This window comes from Nonomuraea sp. NEAU-A123, from assembly GCF_018603905.1.
In the GTDB taxonomy this organism is placed as follows: Bacteria; Actinomycetota; Actinomycetes; order Streptosporangiales; family Streptosporangiaceae; genus Nonomuraea.
On sequence record NZ_JAHFZZ010000044.1, the window covers coordinates 23084 to 41048 of the forward strand.

At 67.3% G+C, this 17965-nt stretch carries 18 protein-coding genes and 1 pseudogene; 14 read left to right on the forward strand and 5 right to left on the reverse strand.

All coding sequences use genetic code 11. The annotated features are described in order from the left end of the window. The first annotated feature begins 32 nt into the window (after positions 1–32). From KLK06_RS57870 to KLK06_RS57885, 4 genes are all read left to right on the forward strand, one after another. Entirely contained in the window at positions 33–782 is a 750-nt protein-coding gene (locus tag KLK06_RS57870; protein ID WP_214644452.1) for a metallophosphoesterase, read from the forward strand. Then, positions 779–1396 carry a LysE family translocator gene (locus tag KLK06_RS57875; protein WP_214644453.1) on the forward strand — a complete coding sequence of 206 codons (618 nt, stop codon included), beginning with the start codon at positions 779–781 and terminating at the stop codon, positions 1394–1396. The genes KLK06_RS57870 and KLK06_RS57875 overlap by 4 nt, the downstream gene beginning before the upstream one ends. Before the next feature lie 332 nt (positions 1397–1728). Next, positions 1729–2331 (forward strand): TetR family transcriptional regulator, encoded by a 603-nt coding sequence (locus KLK06_RS57880; RefSeq protein WP_214644454.1) that lies wholly within the window; start codon positions 1729–1731, stop codon positions 2329–2331. Between the two features lie 82 nt (positions 2332–2413). Then, positions 2414–3910, forward strand: a complete 1497-nt coding sequence (locus KLK06_RS57885) for an FAD-dependent monooxygenase (protein ID WP_214644455.1) — start codon at positions 2414–2416, stop codon at positions 3908–3910. A gap of 107 nt (positions 3911–4017) precedes the next feature. Here the strand turns inward: KLK06_RS57885 and KLK06_RS57890 are convergent, their stop codons facing one another. Then, positions 4018–4518, reverse strand: coding sequence for a helix-turn-helix domain-containing protein (locus KLK06_RS57890; RefSeq protein WP_214644456.1), 501 nt, complete (start codon positions 4516–4518; stop codon positions 4018–4020). Between the two features lie 69 nt (positions 4519–4587). On the opposite strand from KLK06_RS57890, the gene KLK06_RS57895 reads away from it, so the two are divergent. The 4 genes from KLK06_RS57895 (at position 4588) to KLK06_RS57910 (ending at position 7623) form a co-directional block, all read left to right on the forward strand. Continuing rightward, a complete protein-coding gene (locus tag KLK06_RS57895; protein WP_250907680.1) occupies positions 4588–5187 on the forward strand; it encodes a dihydrofolate reductase family protein in 600 nt (199 codons plus the stop codon). Beyond that, positions 5181–6017 carry an MBL fold metallo-hydrolase gene (locus KLK06_RS57900; RefSeq protein ID WP_214644457.1) on the forward strand — a complete coding sequence of 279 codons (837 nt, stop codon included), beginning with the start codon at positions 5181–5183 and terminating at the stop codon, positions 6015–6017. The genes KLK06_RS57895 and KLK06_RS57900 overlap by 7 nt, the downstream gene beginning before the upstream one ends. A gap of 242 nt (positions 6018–6259) precedes the next feature. Continuing rightward, positions 6260–6766, forward strand: a complete 507-nt coding sequence (locus KLK06_RS57905; RefSeq protein WP_214644458.1) for a VOC family protein — start codon at positions 6260–6262, stop codon at positions 6764–6766. A gap of 38 nt (positions 6767–6804) precedes the next feature. Next, a complete protein-coding gene (locus KLK06_RS57910; RefSeq protein ID WP_308169032.1) occupies positions 6805–7623 on the forward strand; it encodes a MerR family transcriptional regulator in 819 nt (272 codons plus the stop codon). Positions 7624–7753: 130 nt separating this feature from the next. Here the strand turns inward: KLK06_RS57910 and KLK06_RS57915 are convergent, their stop codons facing one another. Next, positions 7754–8734 (reverse strand): YafY family protein, encoded by a 981-nt coding sequence (locus KLK06_RS57915; RefSeq protein WP_214644459.1) that lies wholly within the window; start codon positions 8732–8734, stop codon positions 7754–7756. Positions 8735–8799: 65 nt separating this feature from the next. On the opposite strand from KLK06_RS57915, the gene KLK06_RS57920 reads away from it, so the two are divergent. Then, positions 8800–10278, forward strand: coding sequence for an MFS transporter (locus KLK06_RS57920; protein ID WP_214644460.1), 1479 nt, complete (start codon positions 8800–8802; stop codon positions 10276–10278). A gap of 433 nt (positions 10279–10711) precedes the next feature. On the opposite strand, the gene KLK06_RS57925 is transcribed toward KLK06_RS57920, so the two are convergent. After that, positions 10712–11683, reverse strand: coding sequence for a Clp protease N-terminal domain-containing protein (locus tag KLK06_RS57925; protein ID WP_214644461.1), 972 nt, complete (start codon positions 11681–11683; stop codon positions 10712–10714). 68 nt (positions 11684–11751) lie between these two features. Here KLK06_RS57925 and KLK06_RS57930 point away from each other — a divergent pair, with 68 nt between their 5' ends. The 3 genes and pseudogenes from KLK06_RS57930 (at position 11752) to KLK06_RS57940 (ending at position 14576) form a co-directional block, all read left to right on the forward strand. Beyond that, positions 11752–12111 (forward strand): hypothetical protein, encoded by a 360-nt coding sequence (locus KLK06_RS57930; protein WP_214644462.1) that lies wholly within the window; start codon positions 11752–11754, stop codon positions 12109–12111. A gap of 162 nt (positions 12112–12273) precedes the next feature. Then, a pseudogene (locus tag KLK06_RS57935) lies at positions 12274–13185 on the forward strand (aminoglycoside phosphotransferase family protein); the annotation flags it as partial. A 569-nt stretch (positions 13186–13754) separates the two neighbouring features. Further along, positions 13755–14576: a nitroreductase/quinone reductase family protein gene (locus KLK06_RS57940; protein ID WP_214644464.1), complete on the forward strand. Its 822-nt coding sequence runs from the start codon at positions 13755–13757 to the stop codon at positions 14574–14576. A 49-nt stretch (positions 14577–14625) separates the two neighbouring features. Here KLK06_RS57940 and KLK06_RS57945 read toward each other — a convergent pair whose 3' ends face one another. Then, a complete protein-coding gene (locus tag KLK06_RS57945) occupies positions 14626–15228 on the reverse strand; it encodes a CGNR zinc finger domain-containing protein (RefSeq protein WP_214644465.1) in 603 nt (200 codons plus the stop codon). Between the two features lie 38 nt (positions 15229–15266). Between KLK06_RS57945 and KLK06_RS57950 the strand changes: the two genes are divergently transcribed. Further along, positions 15267–16454 carry an MFS transporter gene (locus KLK06_RS57950; RefSeq protein WP_308169033.1) on the forward strand — a complete coding sequence of 396 codons (1188 nt, stop codon included), beginning with the start codon at positions 15267–15269 and terminating at the stop codon, positions 16452–16454. A gap of 73 nt (positions 16455–16527) precedes the next feature. Here the strand turns inward: KLK06_RS57950 and KLK06_RS57955 are convergent, their stop codons facing one another. Continuing rightward, a complete protein-coding gene (locus KLK06_RS57955) occupies positions 16528–17412 on the reverse strand; it encodes an NAD(P)-dependent oxidoreductase (RefSeq protein WP_214644466.1) in 885 nt (294 codons plus the stop codon). A 49-nt stretch (positions 17413–17461) separates the two neighbouring features. Between KLK06_RS57955 and KLK06_RS57960 the strand changes: the two genes are divergently transcribed. After that, positions 17462–17905, forward strand: a complete 444-nt coding sequence (locus KLK06_RS57960) for a MerR family transcriptional regulator (protein ID WP_214644467.1) — start codon at positions 17462–17464, stop codon at positions 17903–17905. The last annotated feature ends 60 nt before the right edge of the window (positions 17906–17965 follow it).

The window sequence follows — 17965 nt, forward strand, 5'->3', positions numbered from 1 at the left end:
TAACCATTAGATGGCTAGTGAGGGATCACACGATGACGTTGCTGCTGGCCCACATCAGCGACCTGCACCTTGATGGCACCGACAGGGCGACCCAGCGCGCCACCCAGGTCATGGACTACCTGCTGGCCCTGCCCCACCCGATCGACGCCCTGCTGGTCACCGGCGACATCGCCGATCACGGAGAGGAGGCCGAGTACGAGCAGGCAGCCCAGATCCTGGCCGCCCCCTTCCCCGTGCTCACCTGCCCCGGCAATCACGACGCCCGCCCCGCATATCGCAAGGCACTGCTGCGGCAGTCACCCGGGCCCGGACCCGTGAACCAGGTGCACCACATCGCCGGCACCGCCATCCTGATGTGCGACTCCACCATCCCCGGCCACGACGAGGGCCGCCTCGACTCCGAAACCCTCGCCTGGATGCACGCCACTCTCGACGGGCTCGCCCCGGACGCGGCCGCGCTGATCGCCTTCCACCAACCGCCCGTCGAACTCCACCACCCGTTGCCCGACGCCGGGCGGCTGGAGTCGCCCGGCGACCTGGCCGCGCTGCTCGACACCCACCCGCAGGTCGTCGCCGTGCTCACCGGCCACGCTCACACCGCGGCCGCTTCCACCTTCGCCGGCCGCCCCTTGATCGTCGCACCGGCCGTCACCTGGACCCTGCGCCTGCCGTGGGAGGGCGACCAGCCCGCCGACCGCGAGCAACCGCCCGGCCTCGCCTTCCACATCCTGGACGACGACCACCGCCTGACCACCCACTACCGCGTCGTGCTCCAGGCATGATTCACCCGTACGCGGTCGCCGCGTTCCTCCTGGCGGTCCTGCCCATCATCGCTACCCCGGGCGCCAGTTTGACCCTGCTGATTCAGCACGTCACAACCGACGGTCGCCGCCGGGCTCTCCCCGTCATCCTCGGTACGGTCAGCGGCCTGTACGCCCACGCGACCCTGGCCGTCGCCGGTCTGTCGGCGCTGGTCATGCGCTCCAGCCAGGCCTTCACTGCCGTCAAACTCATCGGCGCGGTCTACCTCATAGGCCTAGGCCTGTGGACCTGGCGCTCCACCACCCTGCCCCCGCCTTCCACACTCACGGATCAGCCGAAACGGATCGGCTCCGTCTACACCCAAGCTCTGCTCGCGAACGTGCTCAATCCGAAGGCGGCTTCCATCTACCTGACCCTGGTCCCGCAGTTCATCCTGCCCGGGCGTCCCTTCGGCGGGCAGATCCTCACCCTGGCCACTGCCCATGCCCTGCTGATGGCGGTGTGGCTGCTGACCTGGACGGCGCTTATTCACCAAGGGGCGCACATCCTGCACCAGGCCCGCTTCAAGCGGGCAGCTGGCAGGGTGACGGCGGTGGTACTCGTCGCCCTCGGCTTCCGGGCCGCCACGACGTAAGGGACGCACCTGTTGGCGGCGTCAGCGCAACCTCGTGTTGTGCTCGGCTGATCCCGGGAAACGATCTTTCTCATTTCAGGAAGCGATCTTCTCAACCCCTCCATTACTCCAGGCCAGACCTACTCGTGAACGCCCCAACACCCTGTTTGCCCTCGGATCAGATCGGTGAGGAAGCCATCGAGGTGCCGGGCGGGCGAGTGCGCGCGGCCGAGCCGCTCGATGTGGTGGCCCGAGGAAGAGATATCGAGCAAGGCCGCCGCATAGATGCGAGGCACGCATCTTTGCGTGGCTCGTATCTTTGCGTGGCTCGCAAATTTGTGTAGAGTATTCGCATGGGGCTGAGAGAGCGCAAGAAGGAAGAAACCCGGATTGCGCTGAGCTGGGCGGCGATCAAGCTGACCGTCGAGCGTGGCTTCGACAACGTCAAGGTGGAGGACATCGCCGCCGAGGCGGGTGTCTCGCACCGCACGTTCAACAACTACTTCTCCAGCAAGGGGGAGGCGATCGCGGCCAGGCACTTCGACCGAGCGGTGCAGATCGCAGACGAGCTGAGGTCCAGGCCGGACGGTGAACCCCTGTGGGAGGCCATCACTAACGCCGTGTTCGCCCGGTTCGCGCTTGGCATGCAAGAGGCCGAGCGTCCGGCCGACGAGCGCTGGATCGCCGGTGTCAAGCTGATGAGCCAGCACCCGGAGCACCAGGGCGAGTTCCTCAAGGCCCACACGGCCGCGCAGGAAGCGCTGGCCGCGGCGGTCGCCGAGCGCACCGGCACCAATGCCGATCGAGATCTGTATCCGCACCTGGTCGCCGGGACGGTCGGCGCCGCCATACTCGCGGCCATCAATCTGTGGCTCCACGGCGATGCGCCGGCACCGTTCGAGGAACTGCTGCGCGACGCCCTCGGTCAGGTCGCCGCCGGCCTGCCCACGCCCTGACCCTCCCAGACCTCTCCCATCTTCCCTATAGAAGATCAGCCGGCCTGCCGCCGGTCGATCCGTCATGCCCGGAAGGACTATCATGATCGCCGATATCGTCATAGCCGGAGCCGGGCCCAACGGCCTGATGCTGGCCTGCGAGCTGAGCCTGGCCGGAATCCGCCCCCTGGTCCTGGAGCGCCTGCCGGAGCGTACCCAGGACAACCGCGCCAACGGCCTGGTCGGCCAGGTGGTACGGATGTTAGACCGGCGAGGCCTGTACGAGCGGCTCGCTGGTAGCCAGGACCCACCGCGGCCCGCTCACGGGTTCGTCTTCGGCGCGCTGCCCATCGACCTGAGTGTGCTGGACGACAACCGCTTCTACATCCTCCAGGTTCCGCAGCGCAGGATCGAGCAGATGCTGGAGGAACGGGCCGTCGAACTCGCCGTCGAGATCCGGCGCGGCCACGAGCTCACCGGATTCACCCAGGACGCGGATGGCGTGACCCTCCAGGTCAGCGGGCCGGCCGGGCCGTACACGATCGAAACGCGCTACCTGATCGGTGCCGACGGCGGGCACAGCATCGTACGCAAGCTGGCCGGGATCGCCTTCCCCGGCGTGACGACCGACGACACGATCGCGCGCACCGCGCACGCCGTCGTGCCGGCCGAGTTCGTCGATCCGGCCACCGGCGGCCTCGACATTCCCGGGTACGGACCCATCCCGCGGTTCCTGCACCACCGGACCGAGCGCGGGTTGTTCGTGTATGCGCCCCTGCCGGGCGCCCCCGCACCGTTGATCTCCACCACGGAGTGGAACGGACAGGACGCCGAGGGGCCGCTCACGTTCGCGGAACTACAGGCCAGCGCCCACCGCGTGCTCGGTGTGAACATCGCTTTCGGCCCGCCCGACGGCCAAGGGCCGCACTTGATGCGCAAGCTCAACGGCGGCAACACCCGCCTGGCCGAGCGTTTCCGAGACGGCCGGGTGCTGCTGGTCGGCGATGCCGCTCACGTGCACTCGGCGATCGGCGGGCCTGGGCTCAACCTCGGCCTCCAGGACGCGGTCAACCTTGGCTGGAAACTCGCGGCCGAAGCGCGCGGCACGGCCCCCGCCGGTCTCCTCGACACCTACGAGTCCGAACGACGCCCGGTCGCTGAGCGGGTGGTGATGTCCTCGCGCGCCCAATCCGCACTGATCGCCCCTGGCAGCGAGGTCACCGGCCTGCGCGCGCTGTTCTCCGAACTGCTCGGCGACCCGCGCAACGTCCGCCGTATCGCCGACCTGATATCGGGCGCCGACATCCGCTACGAGGTGGGCAGCGACCATCCGCTGGCCGGTCGGTGGGCTCCCGACCTGGACCTCAAAGACGGTGTCCGGCTCGCCGAGCTGACGAGGGACGGCCGCCCGCACCTGATCGACTTCACTGGCGACGACTGGGGATACCCCGCAACCGCGGGGCTGCCCGGCTCCGCCGTACCGTGCACGGCGCTGCTGCTGCGGCCCGACGGATACGTGGCATGGGCCACCGACGTCCCGCAGCCGGACACGGCGTCCCGCGCATCGCTCCGGGCGGCGATCCAACGCTGGCTGGGATGACTGGATAGGTGGACCTCGTCCTAGTGAGCACCTGGGCTGGGCTTTTGCGGGCCTGACAGGGGATCCGGCAAGGTCCGAGTTCAAAACGGCTCTGGGGCGTTGCGGAGTCATCCGACGTCGGGCAGGCAGTGTGTCTGTCCCATGGCGGCGGCGTCGAGGCGCTCGAACGGGCCTGGACCGTCGTGCGGCTTCGGCGGGGCGCCGAGGTGGCGGACGCGAAGCTCGTCCATGAGCTCCTCGATGAACGCCGGACCCTCATCGCGCATGAGCTGCTGTCGGCTCCGGAGCTCGTCGCTGCCCGGGCGCCAGTCGAGGCCCCAGTTGCCGAGGGCGTAGATGATCGGAAGAGTCTGGATACCGGCTTCAGTGAGGCTGTAGCGAGCGCGCTGCCCCCGCGCGGCGGTGCCGCGGGTGAGGATCCCTGCGTCGACGAGCCGCACGAGGCGGTCGGCGAGGATGTTCGAAGCGATGCCCTCGATCGACCCGGTGAGCAGGGCCCGAAAGTAGCGGCGGTCGCCGAAGATGACGTCGCGCAGCACGAGCAACGACCAGCGATCTCCGAGCACCTCGACGGCGGCGTTGATCGGACATCCGGACCGTGGTTCCACGATTCCTCCTTGACAGGTATTTCGCCCCACTTATAGTAGTTGCAGATTGCAATCACTTGGGAAGAGGAGATGATGGGCCGCTTCGTCTATTCGATGCAGGTGTCCCTCGACCTGCGGATCGAGCAAGTTCCGGGGGACAACGGTGCTGGCGAGTGGCTGCGCATCGACGAGGAACTGCACCGCGAGGCCAATGCGCAGACGCGGGCGCTCGCGCTCATGGTCCAGGGCCGGGTCTACTACGAGGTCATGGAGGAGTACTGGCCACGGGCGCGCGAGGACGCGTCGCTGCCGGACTACATGCGTGAGTACGGCGAGATCTGGACCGCCAAGCCCAAGGTGCTTGTCTCTCGCACCCGCCGCAGCGCCGATCACAACACCCGGATCATCGGCGGAGACGACGCGATCGAGCAACTCGCCGCCCTGCGGGCCGGGACCGATGGCAGCATCAGTGTGGGCGGCGCGGCGCTCGCCACGCAGCTGCTCCGGGCGGGGCTGCTCGACGAGCTGCTGCTCTTCACCCATCCCGCGATCCTCGGCTTCGGCAGGCCGCTGTTCGACGACTACGACGTGCCGATCGAGCTCGACCTGCTCGAGCAGCGATCGTTCGAGCAGGGCGTCACGATGCATCGCTACGCCATCCGGGACGCAAAGGAGGCGTGCCCGTGCTGAGGCAGGTCGCGGAGGGTGTACTGGTCCACGAGAGCGAGTTCGTGCAGAGCAACGCCGTTGTGGTGCAGGGCTGGGCCGGTGTGTTGCTCATCGACCCCGGGGTGACCGGCTCCGAGATCGACTGCCTTGCGAACGACCTTCGCGAGTTGGGTCAGCCCGTTGTGGCAGGGTTTTCCACGCATCCGGATTGGGATCACCTGCTCTGGCACGCCCGGCTCGGCGAGGCGCCCCGTTACGGCACGGCGCGCTGCGCGGCCACTGTCCGAGATCAGCTGTCGGACGCAGGTGCGAAGGCCCGCATCGCCGCCCACCTGCTCGAGACGGAAATCGCCGGGCAGGTACCACTGGACCTGTTCGGCCTCATCACCGGCCTGCCCGCCGAAACTGCGCAGATCCCTTGGGACGGCCGTCAAGTCCGGATCATCGAGCATCAAGCGCATGCACCGGGCCATGCGGCGCTGTTGATCGAAGAACGCGGGGTTCTCGTCGCCGGCGACATGCTCTCTGATGTCTTGGTTCCGATGCTCGACTTGGACGGCACCGCTGACCCGATCGAGGACTACCTCGCAGCGCTGCGGCTGCTTGAGGAGGTGGCGGGCGAGGTCGATGTCCTCGTCCCGGGTCACGGGTCAGTCGGCGGAGCTGATCAGGTACGCGCGCGGATCGAGCTGGATCGGGCGTACGTGCTCGCCTTGCGTGACGGCCGGGATCCCAGTGACCCGCGGGTCGGCCAATCGGCTAAGCCCGGCTGGGAATGGGTGAGCTACGTGCACACAGGGCAACTGCAACGCCTCGCCCAAAGAAGCGAGCGCGACGGGACGCCCCGCTAGCGATCGGTGTGCGACACAGCCAGTACGCGCGGGTCGCTGGTCGGGATCTGGGGCAGTGGCACGACGTTCTCTATGGCCCGCACCATGAGGATGGGCGTCGGCGGCCTCGCCGAGCCCCGCTCGGCCGCCCCCAGCGCGGACCTGCAACTGAGTAATCGGGTGTCGGTAAGACATCGTGCAAGCTGGTACAAGTGCTGATCCGGATTTGACCCTAACGTTGCGTCAGGCACCACGATGAACGCATGACTGACTACTATGAGGCATTCGATATCAGCCCTGTCCCTCCGCCCGGGCCCGATGCGACGCCACCTGAGATTTACCGGGGCATCTACGGCATGCCGATGTTCGTCACCGTGCCGACGCCGGACCTGGCCGCATCCGTGAATTTCTGGACCCGCGGGCTCGGTTTCATCGACCTGTTCACGGTCCCGGGCCAGGTCACGCACCTTCGACGGTGGGCATTCCAAGACGCTCTGCTCGTCCCGACCGGCGCCCTGCCGGCCCCTTCAACGGTGAGCATCGGCTTCAGTTGCGTGCTGAGCCAGGTCGACGAGATCGCGCAGGCGTGCACCGCGCTGGTGCCCGGATGCACGACGGGACCGCGACAGACTCCGTGGAACACCGTAGAACTGGAAGTCATCACGCCGGAGAACGCTCGCGTGATCATGACTGCGGCCCGTCCCCTCGACCACGACAGCGCCGAGGCACGCTACCTCGAAGCAAGCGGCTTCACACTCCCTAAGGGGTGAAACCGCGTAGGTCAGACGCGCATGTCAGACTCGACGGCGTGACCAACCCCGCGATGGACGATGCCGCGGGACCCGGCGGGCTGACCGTCGGGGCCGCGGCATCGCACGTGGAAGTCACCGTCCGCACCCTCCACCATTGGGACGCGATCGGGCTCGTCCGCCCGTCCGGGCGAACCACCGGCGGTTACCGGCTCTACTCCGCGGCCGACGTCGCACGCATCCACCGGGTGCTCATCTACCGCGAGCTCGGTCTGTCGCTCGACGACATCGGTGAACTTCTCGATGCTCCGACGGTCGATATGACCGTGCCGCTGAGACAACAGCGCGTCCAACTCCTCGATCGCATCTCCCGCTTGCGGGAAATGGTCGAGGCGGTCGATCGCATGATCGAAGCCGCAAACGCCGGCATCCTGCTCTCCGCGGAGGAACAAGTCGCGATCTTTGGGCAGCGCTGGAAGCCGTCACTGGCCGCGGGCGCACGTGACCGGTGGGGCGACACAGCTCAATGGGCACAGTACGCCGAGCGTGCCGCGGGCATGACCCCCGAGGACTGGCAGCATATCGCCGACAACATCGCAACGCTCGAGCACGACCTGGCAGCAGCCAAGCGCGCCGGCGTCAGGCCAGGCAGTGCCGAAGCCAACGCTCTGGCGGAACGACACAGGGCCTCCATTGACGCGTACTTCGACTGCACCCTTTCGATGCAGGTCTGCTTGGGAAGGAAGTACGCCGCCGATCCTGGCTTCACGGCCTACTACGACGCGATCGAGCCAGGCCTGGCCAGCTGGCTCCGTGACATCATCGACGCCAACGCCCGCGATCGAGGCATCGACCCGGATTCTGCGACTTGGACCTGACGCACTCGCGCCCACGAGCCGTCTCGCAAGGGAGGTGCACGGGATCTACCTCGGTAGCATGCCGTGAAGACGGGCGGGCTGGTCAGTCAGGTCAGCGGCTGATGGGGAACGCGGGCGCCAGATGTGCAGGTCAGCGGTGAGGTCGGTCGAGTCCGAGTCCCTTGCTGATTCGGGTGCGCAAGGAGTGCAGGGCATGCCTGAGTTCGGCTGGTTCGATGTCTGTGATGTCGGCGTCGAAGGTGAGGAGCAGTCCGGCCAGTCCTGGCCATGACCATGCGCCGAGGGTGAGTCGGCAAGTGGTTTCGGTGTCGTACCCGACTGTTGATCCGCCGGGAGCGAACCGGGCGACGGTGGAGGCGGGCAGGGCGACGATGGCTGAGCCGCGGCATGGCCATTCGGCGGCGGCGTCTCCGCGGTCGTGTGCGGTCATGACGAAGGCGACGGGATCGCCGTGCGGGATGTCACGTCGGTCGAAGGGGGTGTGCGTGGGCATGTGTGGTTTGATGCGGTCCACGCGCATCGCGCGCCATCGGCCCGCATCCGGGGCGAAGGCGACCAGGTACCAGCGTGCGGCCCAGACCACGAGGTCGTGCGGTTCCAATGTGAGCGTGACGGGTTCGCCGTCGCCGGTGTAGTCCACGCGAATGAGGTGCTGCCGGTTGATCGCGCTGCCAACGGCGCGGACGATCTCGGCGTCGATCGGTGGCGCGGGGAACTCCCAGTAGTTGCGGGCTGAGGAGACGGTGAACGCTTCGGCGTGCAGGCGGCTGCGCGCGGGCATCGCCTGGCGCAGCGTGGCGAGAGCACGGGCCGCGTTCTCGCGGATGCCGGAAAGGACCGTCGGCACGGTCTGGAGCGCGACGGCCGTGGCGACGGCCTGGTCTTCATCGAAGACGACCGGCGGCAACCGGGTAGCGCGACCGAGTCGATATCCTCCACCCGCTCCGCGGACGGCCTCGATCTCGTACCCGAGGTCCCGGAGCGTATCGATATCGCGACGCACGGTTCTCACCGACGCGCCGAGTCGGGCGGCGAGTTCCCCGGCGGTCAGGGTCGCACCGATCCCGAAGATCGACAGCAGCTTGAGCGTCCGCGCGGAGGTAGCAGCCATGATTGTCCGACTCTCTCACTGATAGCGGCCACTCGATGGCAACTATGCCGGCGATGGTGGCTGACATGACCGATTCACCGAGCCCCCGAGCGGGCATCCGCACAGCTGAGGTTTCCCCGACACTCATCGCCAGCGCCGGCGCGACCACGGCGCTGTTGGTGGTGCTCTTCGGTTCCTTCATGGACCTTCTCGACGCGACGATCGTCACCGTCGCGGCCCCGGCGATAGCCCAGGACCTGGGTGCCGGCGACGCTCAGATCCAGTGGACGATCGCCGCCTACACCCTGGCCATGGGCGCGGGCCTGGTCACCGGCGGACGGCTCGGCGACCAGGCCGGCCGCAAACGGCTGTTCATGATCGGGCTGGCCGGGTTCGCGGTCGCCTCGGCGCTGTGCGCGCTGGCCGTCGATCCTGGGATGCTCATCGGCATGCGGGCCGGGCAGGGACTGACCGCCGGGATCATGGTCCCGCAGGTGTTCGGGATCATCCGGGCTTCATTCGCTCCGGGCGAGCGTGCCAAGGCGTTTGGCGCCTACGGAGCGGTCCAGGGCCTCGCCTCGGTCGCCGGCCCGCTGCTGGGCGGGCTGCTCGTCGACGCCGACCTGTTCGACCTGGGCTGGCGCACGATCTTCTGGATCAACGTGCCCGTCTCGATCCTGGCGCTCATCATCGGCGCGAAAGTCCTGCCGGAGTCCCGCTCCGCCTCGACCGCGCGACTGGACCTCCCAGGCGCGCTCCTCGCGGCCACGGGCATCCTTCTCCTGCTGCTGCCGATCATCCAGACCGAGACATGGGGATGGACCTCGGCTAGCTACGCCCTCCTGGCAGCCGGAATCATCGTGCTCACGATCTTCCTCGCCTACGAGCGCCGCCTCACCGGACGCGGAAACGAACCTGTCTTTGACCCGGCTCTGCTGAGAATCCGCGCCTTCGCAGTCGGCCTCGGTGCTTCGGCGCTCTTCTTCGGCGGTATCGGGTCGTACTTCCTCACCCTCTCGGTCTACCTCCAGAACGGAACCGGCCGAACCGCATGGGAGACCGGCCTGGTGATCCTCCCGTACGCGCTCGGCTCGATCATCACCTCCGGCCTCGGCGTCGCTCTCGCCGCCAAAGCGGGCAGAACACTCGTGATCACCGGCTCGCTCACCATCGCGGCATCTCAGCTCGTCCTGTGGTACATCGTCAAGGACGGCAACGATCCCGGATACTGGCTCCTCGCCCTCGCACTCTTCATCGGTGGCCTCGGGCTCGGTCTCGCCGCACCCATTCTCGTCAACGTCGTCCTCGCAGGCGTCCCCGGACGCAACGCAGGCGCCGCGGGCGGGGTGCTCTCCACCGTCAACCAGATCGGCGGCGCCGTCGGCATCGCCGTTCTCGGTACGATCTTCTTCACCGCCGTCACCGGTTCAGCCACCGGAGCACCGGTGCTGCCTGACTACAGTCACGCGCTCAGCATCGTCCTGGTCGTCTCCGCCGCGCTCTACCTGATCACGGCACTCGTGATGCTCGCACTCCCGAAAGCCGCAGTCGAGCACTCTGAGTAGAGAACCCATGCAGCCAGCCAAGATCGGCCAGATTGACCGTGATCCGGGCTGGGTGCTGCGACAAGGTGATCTGAAGCTCGTCCCATCGGTATGGCAGGTCAAGACGGCCCCTCGGATCCGTGCAGCTCAGCCGTAGTCGTGAACACCCCCACCCGAACCCCGGCGGCTCGGAAATGGCACGGGCGCGGACGCGATGATCATGAAGCTGTTGACGTCAAGTGACCATCGGAGAGTGCGGCGGGCGGCTCATTGCATGGTGAAGCGCAGCGGATGGTCGAACGAGTCCGGACAGGTGAACACATAAAGCGCGTAGCCGCGACTGATGACGATCTCCATGGGCATGTTCGGCTTGGCTTTCAGGGGTTTCCGGCAGTTGGTCGGTCTTGTGGCCTCGCCTATCCCAGCGACAGTTCTGGCCCGCTGATCAGCCGGTTCACCGGCGGAGCCGGGGCGCGAGCACCGCGCGTACGACCTTGGTCACCTTGCTCGCGGCGGATCCGCCCTCTTCTTCGGGTTCCGGTTCCAGCACGCGCTGGATCTGCAGCAGTAGCTGGTTGGTCGACCGCCAGACTGGGACGAACATGCCGGCGACCGGCCCGACCCCCTGGATCGGGCCGTTGGACAGCTCGGTGACCTTCTTGGCGATCGTGACCGTTGTCGGGTCCCGCAGGATCAGGTGCACCTCATCGTCGACCAGCCGGATTTCCATCTTGCGCGCGGCGGCCTCCTCCGGGTTCGCGTCCGTCGTCGTCTCTGGATCGAGTTCGTCGATCTTGGCGGCGACCGCGTCCGGGTCGACCCCGAGTTCGCGCAGCACCCTGGCCGCCATGCTGTTCTCCACCCGCAGCATCGCCTCAAGCAGGTGATGGCTGCCGAGCGGTGCGCCACCGGCCAGCGCGCTGGCGGTGGACACGGTGTCCTCGGTGGCAGGTGTGCCGGTCGGCCACGGGCTGGCCGCGACGTCCTGCGATCCCTCCAATGAGGCCAGCACCGCGGCACGGATCTTGCTGATCGGATTGATCCGCTCGGCAAGCACCTTCGCGCCGACGCCCTCACCTTCCCTGACCAGGGCGAGCAGGATGTGTTCGGTATCGATGTAGTTGTGGTGCAGCTGCATTGCCTCGCGCGGGGCGAGGTCCAGCGTCTTCTTCGCGCGCGCCGTGAACGGGATATGGCCGCGCAGCTCCTCCGTGCCGGGCTCGACCACCGCGGCGATATCGGCCTGCGCCGTCTCCTTGTTGTACCCGAGCTGGTGCAGAACTTTCGCCGCCATGCTGTCCGGCACGTCGAGCAGTCCCAGCAGGATGTGCTCGGTGCCGATGTAGTTGTGCTTGAGCAGCCTCGCCTCCTCCTGGGCCGTGACGACCACCTGGCGGGCTTTCACCGTGAATCTCTCAAAGGGCATGGTTCCATGGTTGCAGCCATGTCAATACACTGTTATTGATAGGGTCACCATGCGGAAGGGAGGGTGTGATGGAGACGCCGTCGGACTGGGAGGACCGGCTCGCGCGCTGGCAGAATGAGCTGGAGCTGTTCGAGCAGTTGGACGAGACACCCTGGGTCACGCTGGCCAAGGCGGAAGCCGAGGCCGGCGTTTCCCGCTCGGCCCTGCGGTCCTGGTACCGCAACGGCGAGATCCAGTCCCGGTTGGTGGACGGCCCGAACGGCCCGCAGCGCCTGGTCCAGCTGGACGCGGTGATCGAGCGCGCCGCCGCGTCACCGCGCATTCAGCGCAGGGCCGAACGGGAAGTCAGCCTGGAAGCCCAGGTCACCCTGCTACGGCACCGGGTTGACCAGCTTGAGCTGCGGCTGGCCGCGCTGGAGCGGAAGTGACCGGCGCGAGCAGCACCGTGCCATCGGCCCGGAACGTCACGCTCCGGAGCCGAACATGATCGTGTTCGGGTCCGGTGGAGGTATGTTTTGACGCCTGCCCGGAAGTCAGGCACCCCCGTGACCTCCTTCGTATCCCGAACAACCCGGAGCCAACGACCTGACATGAGCACGTCGATCCCCGTCGACGTCCCCGAGGCGTTCGCCGCGTCGTACGGCAAGAACAACGCGTCCGGCCGTGCCTGGATCGCCGAGTTGCCCCGGCTGGCCGCGGACTTCCTGGACCGCTGGACGCTGCGGCCGGACGGCCCCGCAGACCACGGCATGGCTTCGCTCGTGCTGCCGGTGATCCGCGCGGATGGTGCGCCCGCGGTGCTGAAATTCCAGCAGGCAAGTGAAGACAACGCCGGCGCCGCGCTCGGTCTGCGGGCATGGAACGGCAACGGCGTGGTGCACCTGCTCGACCACGACCCGGACACCGGCACCATGTTGTTGGAACGGCTGGACGCAGCCCGGCCGCTGTCATCGGTGGTTGACGACAATGCCGCCATGCAGACCCTCGCCGAGATGATGGCGCGCCTGGTCGCGGTGCCCGCCCCACCCGGTCTGCGGCACCTGGGCGACATCGCCGCCGCCATGCTGGACCAGGTTCCAGGCGCTGTACTGGCGTTGCGCGACCCGGCCGAGCAACAGCTGGTACACACCTGCGCGTCCGCCGTGGCCGAATTGATCGGCGAACCTGGCGACCGCCTGCTGCACTGGGACCTGCACTACGACAACATCCTCGCCGGGCAACGGGAACCATGGCTGGCCATCGACCCCGAACCGCTGGCCGGCGACCCCGGGTTCGACTTGTGGCCGGCGCTGGACAGCCGATGGGAGGAGGCGGTGGTGGCGTCCCGCGACGTGACCCGCACGGTCCTCCGCCGCTTCGACCTCCTTACCGAGGTGCTCGGCCTGGACCGTCAGCGGGCGACCGGGTGGACACTTGGCCGCATCCTGCAGAACGCATTGTGGGACATCGAGGACGGCAAGACCACGCTGGAACCGGCCCAGGTCGCCCTCGGCCTGACTCTGCTACGCCGCTATAGCCCGCCTGGTCACCATGGCGCGTCGATCGGAAGTCGCTCGCTCAGCTCGTCAGGCACAAGCTCCGAAGGGAGCATGCCTACTTCCACAAGGCCGTCCGCTCGGGGGTGACGCACGACGAGGCGGACGTCGAATACCACCGTGCCCGGGTAGAGCTGTTCCACCGGCTGCACCCCTGACAGCGGCTGGCAGAGATAAGTGGACCAGCCCGGCATCCTCCCCTTCCGGCGCTGAAAGGGCGGCTGGGAAACGATCATCCATCACCTGGGAAGCGATCAACAAACCCCTGCTTCAACCGCACATCACGCACAGACGTCTCAGCGACCTGGTCGACGAAGCCACGTCTTTTGGCCCCGGGATCGGTGGGGCGTTCATCAGGTGTGCCGCTTTTGCGGAGAATATCGTGATGAAGTAGCGTGACCTGCGTGACTGCCGGGTCGGCCTTGGGCCACGCACCAGAGAGCAGCCCGGCTGACGCTTGATCGCCGGGCGGGCCCGCGGTCCGCCGTCTTCTTCTCCATTCAGTACGGCACAGCAAGAACTACCCATGGAGAAGAATGGATTTCAACAAGCAGGTCATCGACGAGTTCCGCGCCAACAACGGCCAAGTCGGTGGCTATTTCGAGGGAGCGAGACTGCTCCTGCTCACCACTACGGGCGCCCGCTCGGGCAAGTCACACACGACCCCGCTCGCCTACCTGCCCGACGGCGTCGAGCGCATGCTGGTCATCGCCTCCGCCGGGGGAGCGTCGAACAACCCGGCCTGGTACCACAATCTGAAGGCCAACCCGCGCGCCACCGTCGAGACCGGCGTGCTCATCTTCGATGTCGAGGCGGAGGTCCTGGAGGGCGCCGAGCGTGACGCGGCGTTCGCCCGCGCGGTGGAAGGCGACCCTGGCTGGGCCGACTACCAGGCCAAGACGACGCGCACCATCCCGGTCGTCGCACTTCGCGTGACTGGCCCGCCCCGGGATAGCGCACCGTCGGGCGGTGCGTACCTCAAGCTGGTGCACGACGGCTTCCGCCGCGAACTCGCGCTGATCCGCAAGGAGCTGTCCGATTCAGGACGGCCAGGCTTGGGCGTACAGCTTCGGATCAACTGCCTGACCGTCTGCCAGGGGCTGCACCATCACCACACGGGCGAGGGCACCATGATGTTCCCCGGCCTGGCCGAGCGGCATCCCTCGCTCGCTCCGACCTTGGAGCGGCTGGCCAAGGAGCACGAGCGCATCACCGTACTCCTGGAAGAGCTGAAGCAGGCCCTTTCCGGCGAGGATCCGCTGAAGGTACGGGCCGAGATAGAACGGCTCGTCGATGAGCTCGAAGCGCACCTGACGTATGAGGAGGAGCAACTGATCCCGATTCTCGACCTCGCCTGAAGCCCGAGGGCCGTTCACGAACCTTGAGCGTGTGCCACCGAAGCTTGAGTCACGTCGCATTGGCTCCTTGATGCTGTTCGGCTGAGCGGGAGCGTCGATGCGCTTTGACCCGTTCGCGGGTTGCGCAGCGGCGTGAGCAGTAGTGGCGTTCCGGGCCGCTGCCGTGGGCGATGAAGACGTTCTGGCAGCCGGGTGATGCGCAGATCCTGCCGGGCGGGCGTTGGCGGTCCCAGACGAGGACCGTCAGCGCCATACAGGACGAGGCCAGAAGCCATTCTTCCCAGGGAGCGTTGTCCTCACGATCGAGGTGTGGGTGCCAGGGGGTGCTGCCGCCGTGCGAGGTGAGGCGGAGTGGTCCGGTGTGTTCCCGCAGGAGGCGGTTGAGAGTGGTGGCGGCGTCGGCGGCGCTGTCGGCGGCGAAGACCTCCCGCAGCAGGGCGGCGGCCGTGCGCATCGCGGCGACATCACGGGGGGTCAGGTCGATGGGGTCCATCTCGCCGTACGCGCGGAGCACCTCGGCGACGGTACCGGGGTCGGCGTGGTCGTCGGCGACGGCGTTGATGAGGGCGGCGGTACGTCGCGCCGTGGTCAGCACGGAGTGCCGGGTGGACCAGTCGTCGATGGTGGAGGCCATCCACGAAATGTAACGCATATTGCAGTATTTTAAGTTACTTCCGTAACGTCTCCCCGGTGAAAAAACGTTACTCACTGGGGTCCTATCTCGCCGGCGCTGTGGCAGCTCGTGCCGGGGATGAAATGTCGGGACCGGCGCTGATGCTGGCGGGATTCGCCCTCGCCGGATCGACCACGGAAGCCTCATCGCTGCTCGCGGGCATCACGGTCGCTGCGGCGGTCGGTGGCCCTGTGCTTGGTGCGCTCCTCGACAGAGCGGCGCGGCCAGGTCGTCTGCTGGCCGGCGCGCTCGTGCTCTACGCGGCGGGCCTGGGGATGATCCTGGTGGGGCTCGGCCACCTTCCGATCGCCGTCAACGTCCTGATCGCGGTGTTCACCGGGCTGCTGGGGCCTGCGCTGTCGGGTGGCTGGACGGCTCAATTGCCTCGAGTGGTGCCGCGCGCCGGACTGCCTCGGGCGAACGCACTCGATGCGATGACCTTCAGCATGGCGAGCCTGGCCGGGCCGGCTCTCGCCGGCGGCGTCGCCGAGCTCCTGGGGGCGCCGACGGCTGTGACGGTCTCCGTGGTGCTCATCGGCATGGCGGTGGCCGCCGCGTGGACGCTGCCCGCACGTTCCGGTTCAGCGCGAGACTCGCAGACGAACTCGTTGATCGGCGACCTCGCCGCCGGAGCGCGGGTCATCGTCAGAAGCCCGTGTCTGGCCCGAGCGACACTTACCTCGGTCATCTCCTGCGTTGCCCAAGGAATGCTGACGGCCTGCATCCCGCTCCTCGGCGAACGTGTCCTCGGTGGAGCCGGCCGTGGCGCGCTGCTGCTTTCATGTGCGGCGATCTCCGCCTTGGCGGCCAACGCGGTGCTCGCTCGGTTGCCCCGTTCCGTCACCCCCGACACGATCATCTGGGTCAGTAGCCTGACCCAGGCTGCCGCGTTGGCCCTGGCCGCGATGGATCAACCAGCCGTACTCATCATCGCCATGCTCATTGCCGGAATCGGTCAAGGGCCCCAGCTCACCGCCTTGTTCGCAGTGCGCCACCGGGAGGCCCCGGAAAACCTGCGCGGCCAGATCTTCACCACCGGCGCCAGCCTGAAGATCACCGGCTTCGCCCTGGGGGCGGCCACGGCGGGGCCGATCGCCACGTGGTCACTTCCCGGTGCCCTGGCGGTGGCGGCCACTCTGGCGGTCCTCGCGGCACTCGCTTTCTGGATCGTCCCGCCGGGCCGCCCGAGTGCAACCCCCCGCTGACCGGTGTCACTCAAACTTCGAGGGCACCGATCAGAGCTTCACCGAGACCGCTGAGATCCCGTATCGGGATCGGTCAGTCGTTGCGGGGTCTGCTGAACTCTTCGATCAGCACGGGATACTGCTCCCCACCGTGTCCGGCGGCGATCGAGCGGTCGGCCATCGCTTTGATCAACTTCGGCAGTTCGGCGTTGACACCCACCGCCTCGCTCTCCTCGATCAGGTGTGCCATCGCCCGCGCGTCGGTCTCCAGGGCCGACACCCCGGCCGGGAAGGAGCCGCTGTCGATCTGCTCGGCGTACCCAGGCAGCCATTCGGCCACAACGGCAGCGATCTGCTGTGCAAACGGCGCGTACGTTGCGGCGTCGACACCGGCCGTCCTGAGCAGAGCGGTGCCCTGGAGCCAGGCGTTCAGGACGCTCCACATCATGGCGAGGCCGGCCACGTCATACAGAGACGCCAGCCCATGGTCCGCACCAAGCCAGGTGACGGTGCCGAGCGCGTCGAGCGTTGACTTGTGCGCCTCGAAGTCCGACTGCGGCCCGCTGTGCAGGATCACCGCTTCGGCGGTTCCGATCGCCGGCGGGATGGCCATGATGGCGCCGTCCAGGTAATGGGCGCCGCGCTGCTCGGCCCATTGGGCGGCTTCCCGGGCCTGGGCCGAGTCGCCCGAGGTCAGGTTGATCAACATCTTGCCGTCCGGCTCGATATCGCGCGCGCCGAGCAGCTCGTGCATGGCCTGGTAATCGGTGACGCAGATGATCGTCAGGGAACTTGCCTTGAGCGCGTCGGCAACCGTTGGCGCCAGCCGTGCACCCTCGGCCACCAGCTGGTCGGCCTTGGAGGTTGTGCGGTTCCACACGGTTGTGGGATGCCCGGCTTTCAGGAACGCGCCGGCGAGCGCCCGGCCCATCAGTCCGAGTCCGATGACTGTCACGGGTGTATCGGTTTTGCGGTTCATGGCAGCATCGTCAACGTTGATACCGGTGTGAAGGTCAAGTGAGGTTTCGATGCTGATCGGGGAACTTAGTCGTCGGACGGGCGTGAACGCCCATCAGTTGCGCTACTACGAAGCCCAGGGCCTGCTGGAGGCGGACCGCGGCGCGAACGGTTACCGCGAGTACGACGAGAACGCCGTGCTGCGGGTGAAGCAGATCCGGCACCTGCTTGGTGCGGGTTTGTCCTCTGAGGACATCGCGTACCTGCTGCCCTGTGCGGTCGGAGAGGCCCCGGAGCTACTCGGATGTCCCGAGTTGCTGGCCGCGATGCGGTCACGGTTGCAGCGACTGGACGATCAGATGGACAGGCTCGCTCAATCCCGCGACGCTCTTGCCCACTACATTGATGCGGCCGATCGAATGGCCGGCGAGAGCTATCCACCCTTTGATGTCCGTGGCCGTGCAAAGGTAGCCGCAGGTGGCCGGGTTGAGGTCACCACTGGTGGCCAGATTTAAGTCCCCACGCCCGCGTGTGCTCGCCGGTGTGTCTTGGGGACAGGCATGCCCCTGAGCAGT

Excerpts from the sequence above, each read along its gene's own strand:
- KLK06_RS57915 (WP_214644459.1), bottom strand. The coding sequence starts at position 8,734 with ATGGCTGCTACCTCCGCGCGGACGCTCAAGCTGCTGTCGATCTTCGGG.
- KLK06_RS57875 (WP_214644453.1), top strand. The coding sequence starts at position 779 with ATGATTCACCCGTACGCGGTCGCCGCGTTCCTCCTGGCGGTCCTGCCC.
- KLK06_RS57925 (WP_214644461.1), bottom strand. The coding sequence starts at position 11,683 with ATGCCCTTTGAGAGATTCACGGTGAAAGCCCGCCAGGTGGTCGTCACG.
- KLK06_RS57880 (WP_214644454.1), top strand. The coding sequence starts at position 1,729 with ATGGGGCTGAGAGAGCGCAAGAAGGAAGAAACCCGGATTGCGCTGAGC.
- KLK06_RS57905 (WP_214644458.1), top strand. The coding sequence starts at position 6,260 with ATGACTGACTACTATGAGGCATTCGATATCAGCCCTGTCCCTCCGCCC.
- KLK06_RS57870 (WP_214644452.1), top strand. The coding sequence starts at position 33 with ATGACGTTGCTGCTGGCCCACATCAGCGACCTGCACCTTGATGGCACC.
- KLK06_RS57895 (WP_250907680.1), top strand. The coding sequence starts at position 4,588 with ATGATGGGCCGCTTCGTCTATTCGATGCAGGTGTCCCTCGACCTGCGG.
- KLK06_RS57955 (WP_214644466.1), bottom strand. The coding sequence starts at position 17,412 with ATGAACCGCAAAACCGATACACCCGTGACAGTCATCGGACTCGGACTG.
- KLK06_RS57960 (WP_214644467.1), top strand. The coding sequence starts at position 17,462 with ATGCTGATCGGGGAACTTAGTCGTCGGACGGGCGTGAACGCCCATCAG.
- KLK06_RS57940 (WP_214644464.1), top strand. The coding sequence starts at position 13,755 with ATGGATTTCAACAAGCAGGTCATCGACGAGTTCCGCGCCAACAACGGC.
- KLK06_RS57930 (WP_214644462.1), top strand. The coding sequence starts at position 11,752 with ATGGAGACGCCGTCGGACTGGGAGGACCGGCTCGCGCGCTGGCAGAAT.
- KLK06_RS57920 (WP_214644460.1), top strand. The coding sequence starts at position 8,800 with ATGACCGATTCACCGAGCCCCCGAGCGGGCATCCGCACAGCTGAGGTT.
- KLK06_RS57885 (WP_214644455.1), top strand. The coding sequence starts at position 2,414 with ATGATCGCCGATATCGTCATAGCCGGAGCCGGGCCCAACGGCCTGATG.
- KLK06_RS57945 (WP_214644465.1), bottom strand. The coding sequence starts at position 15,228 with ATGCGTTACATTTCGTGGATGGCCTCCACCATCGACGACTGGTCCACC.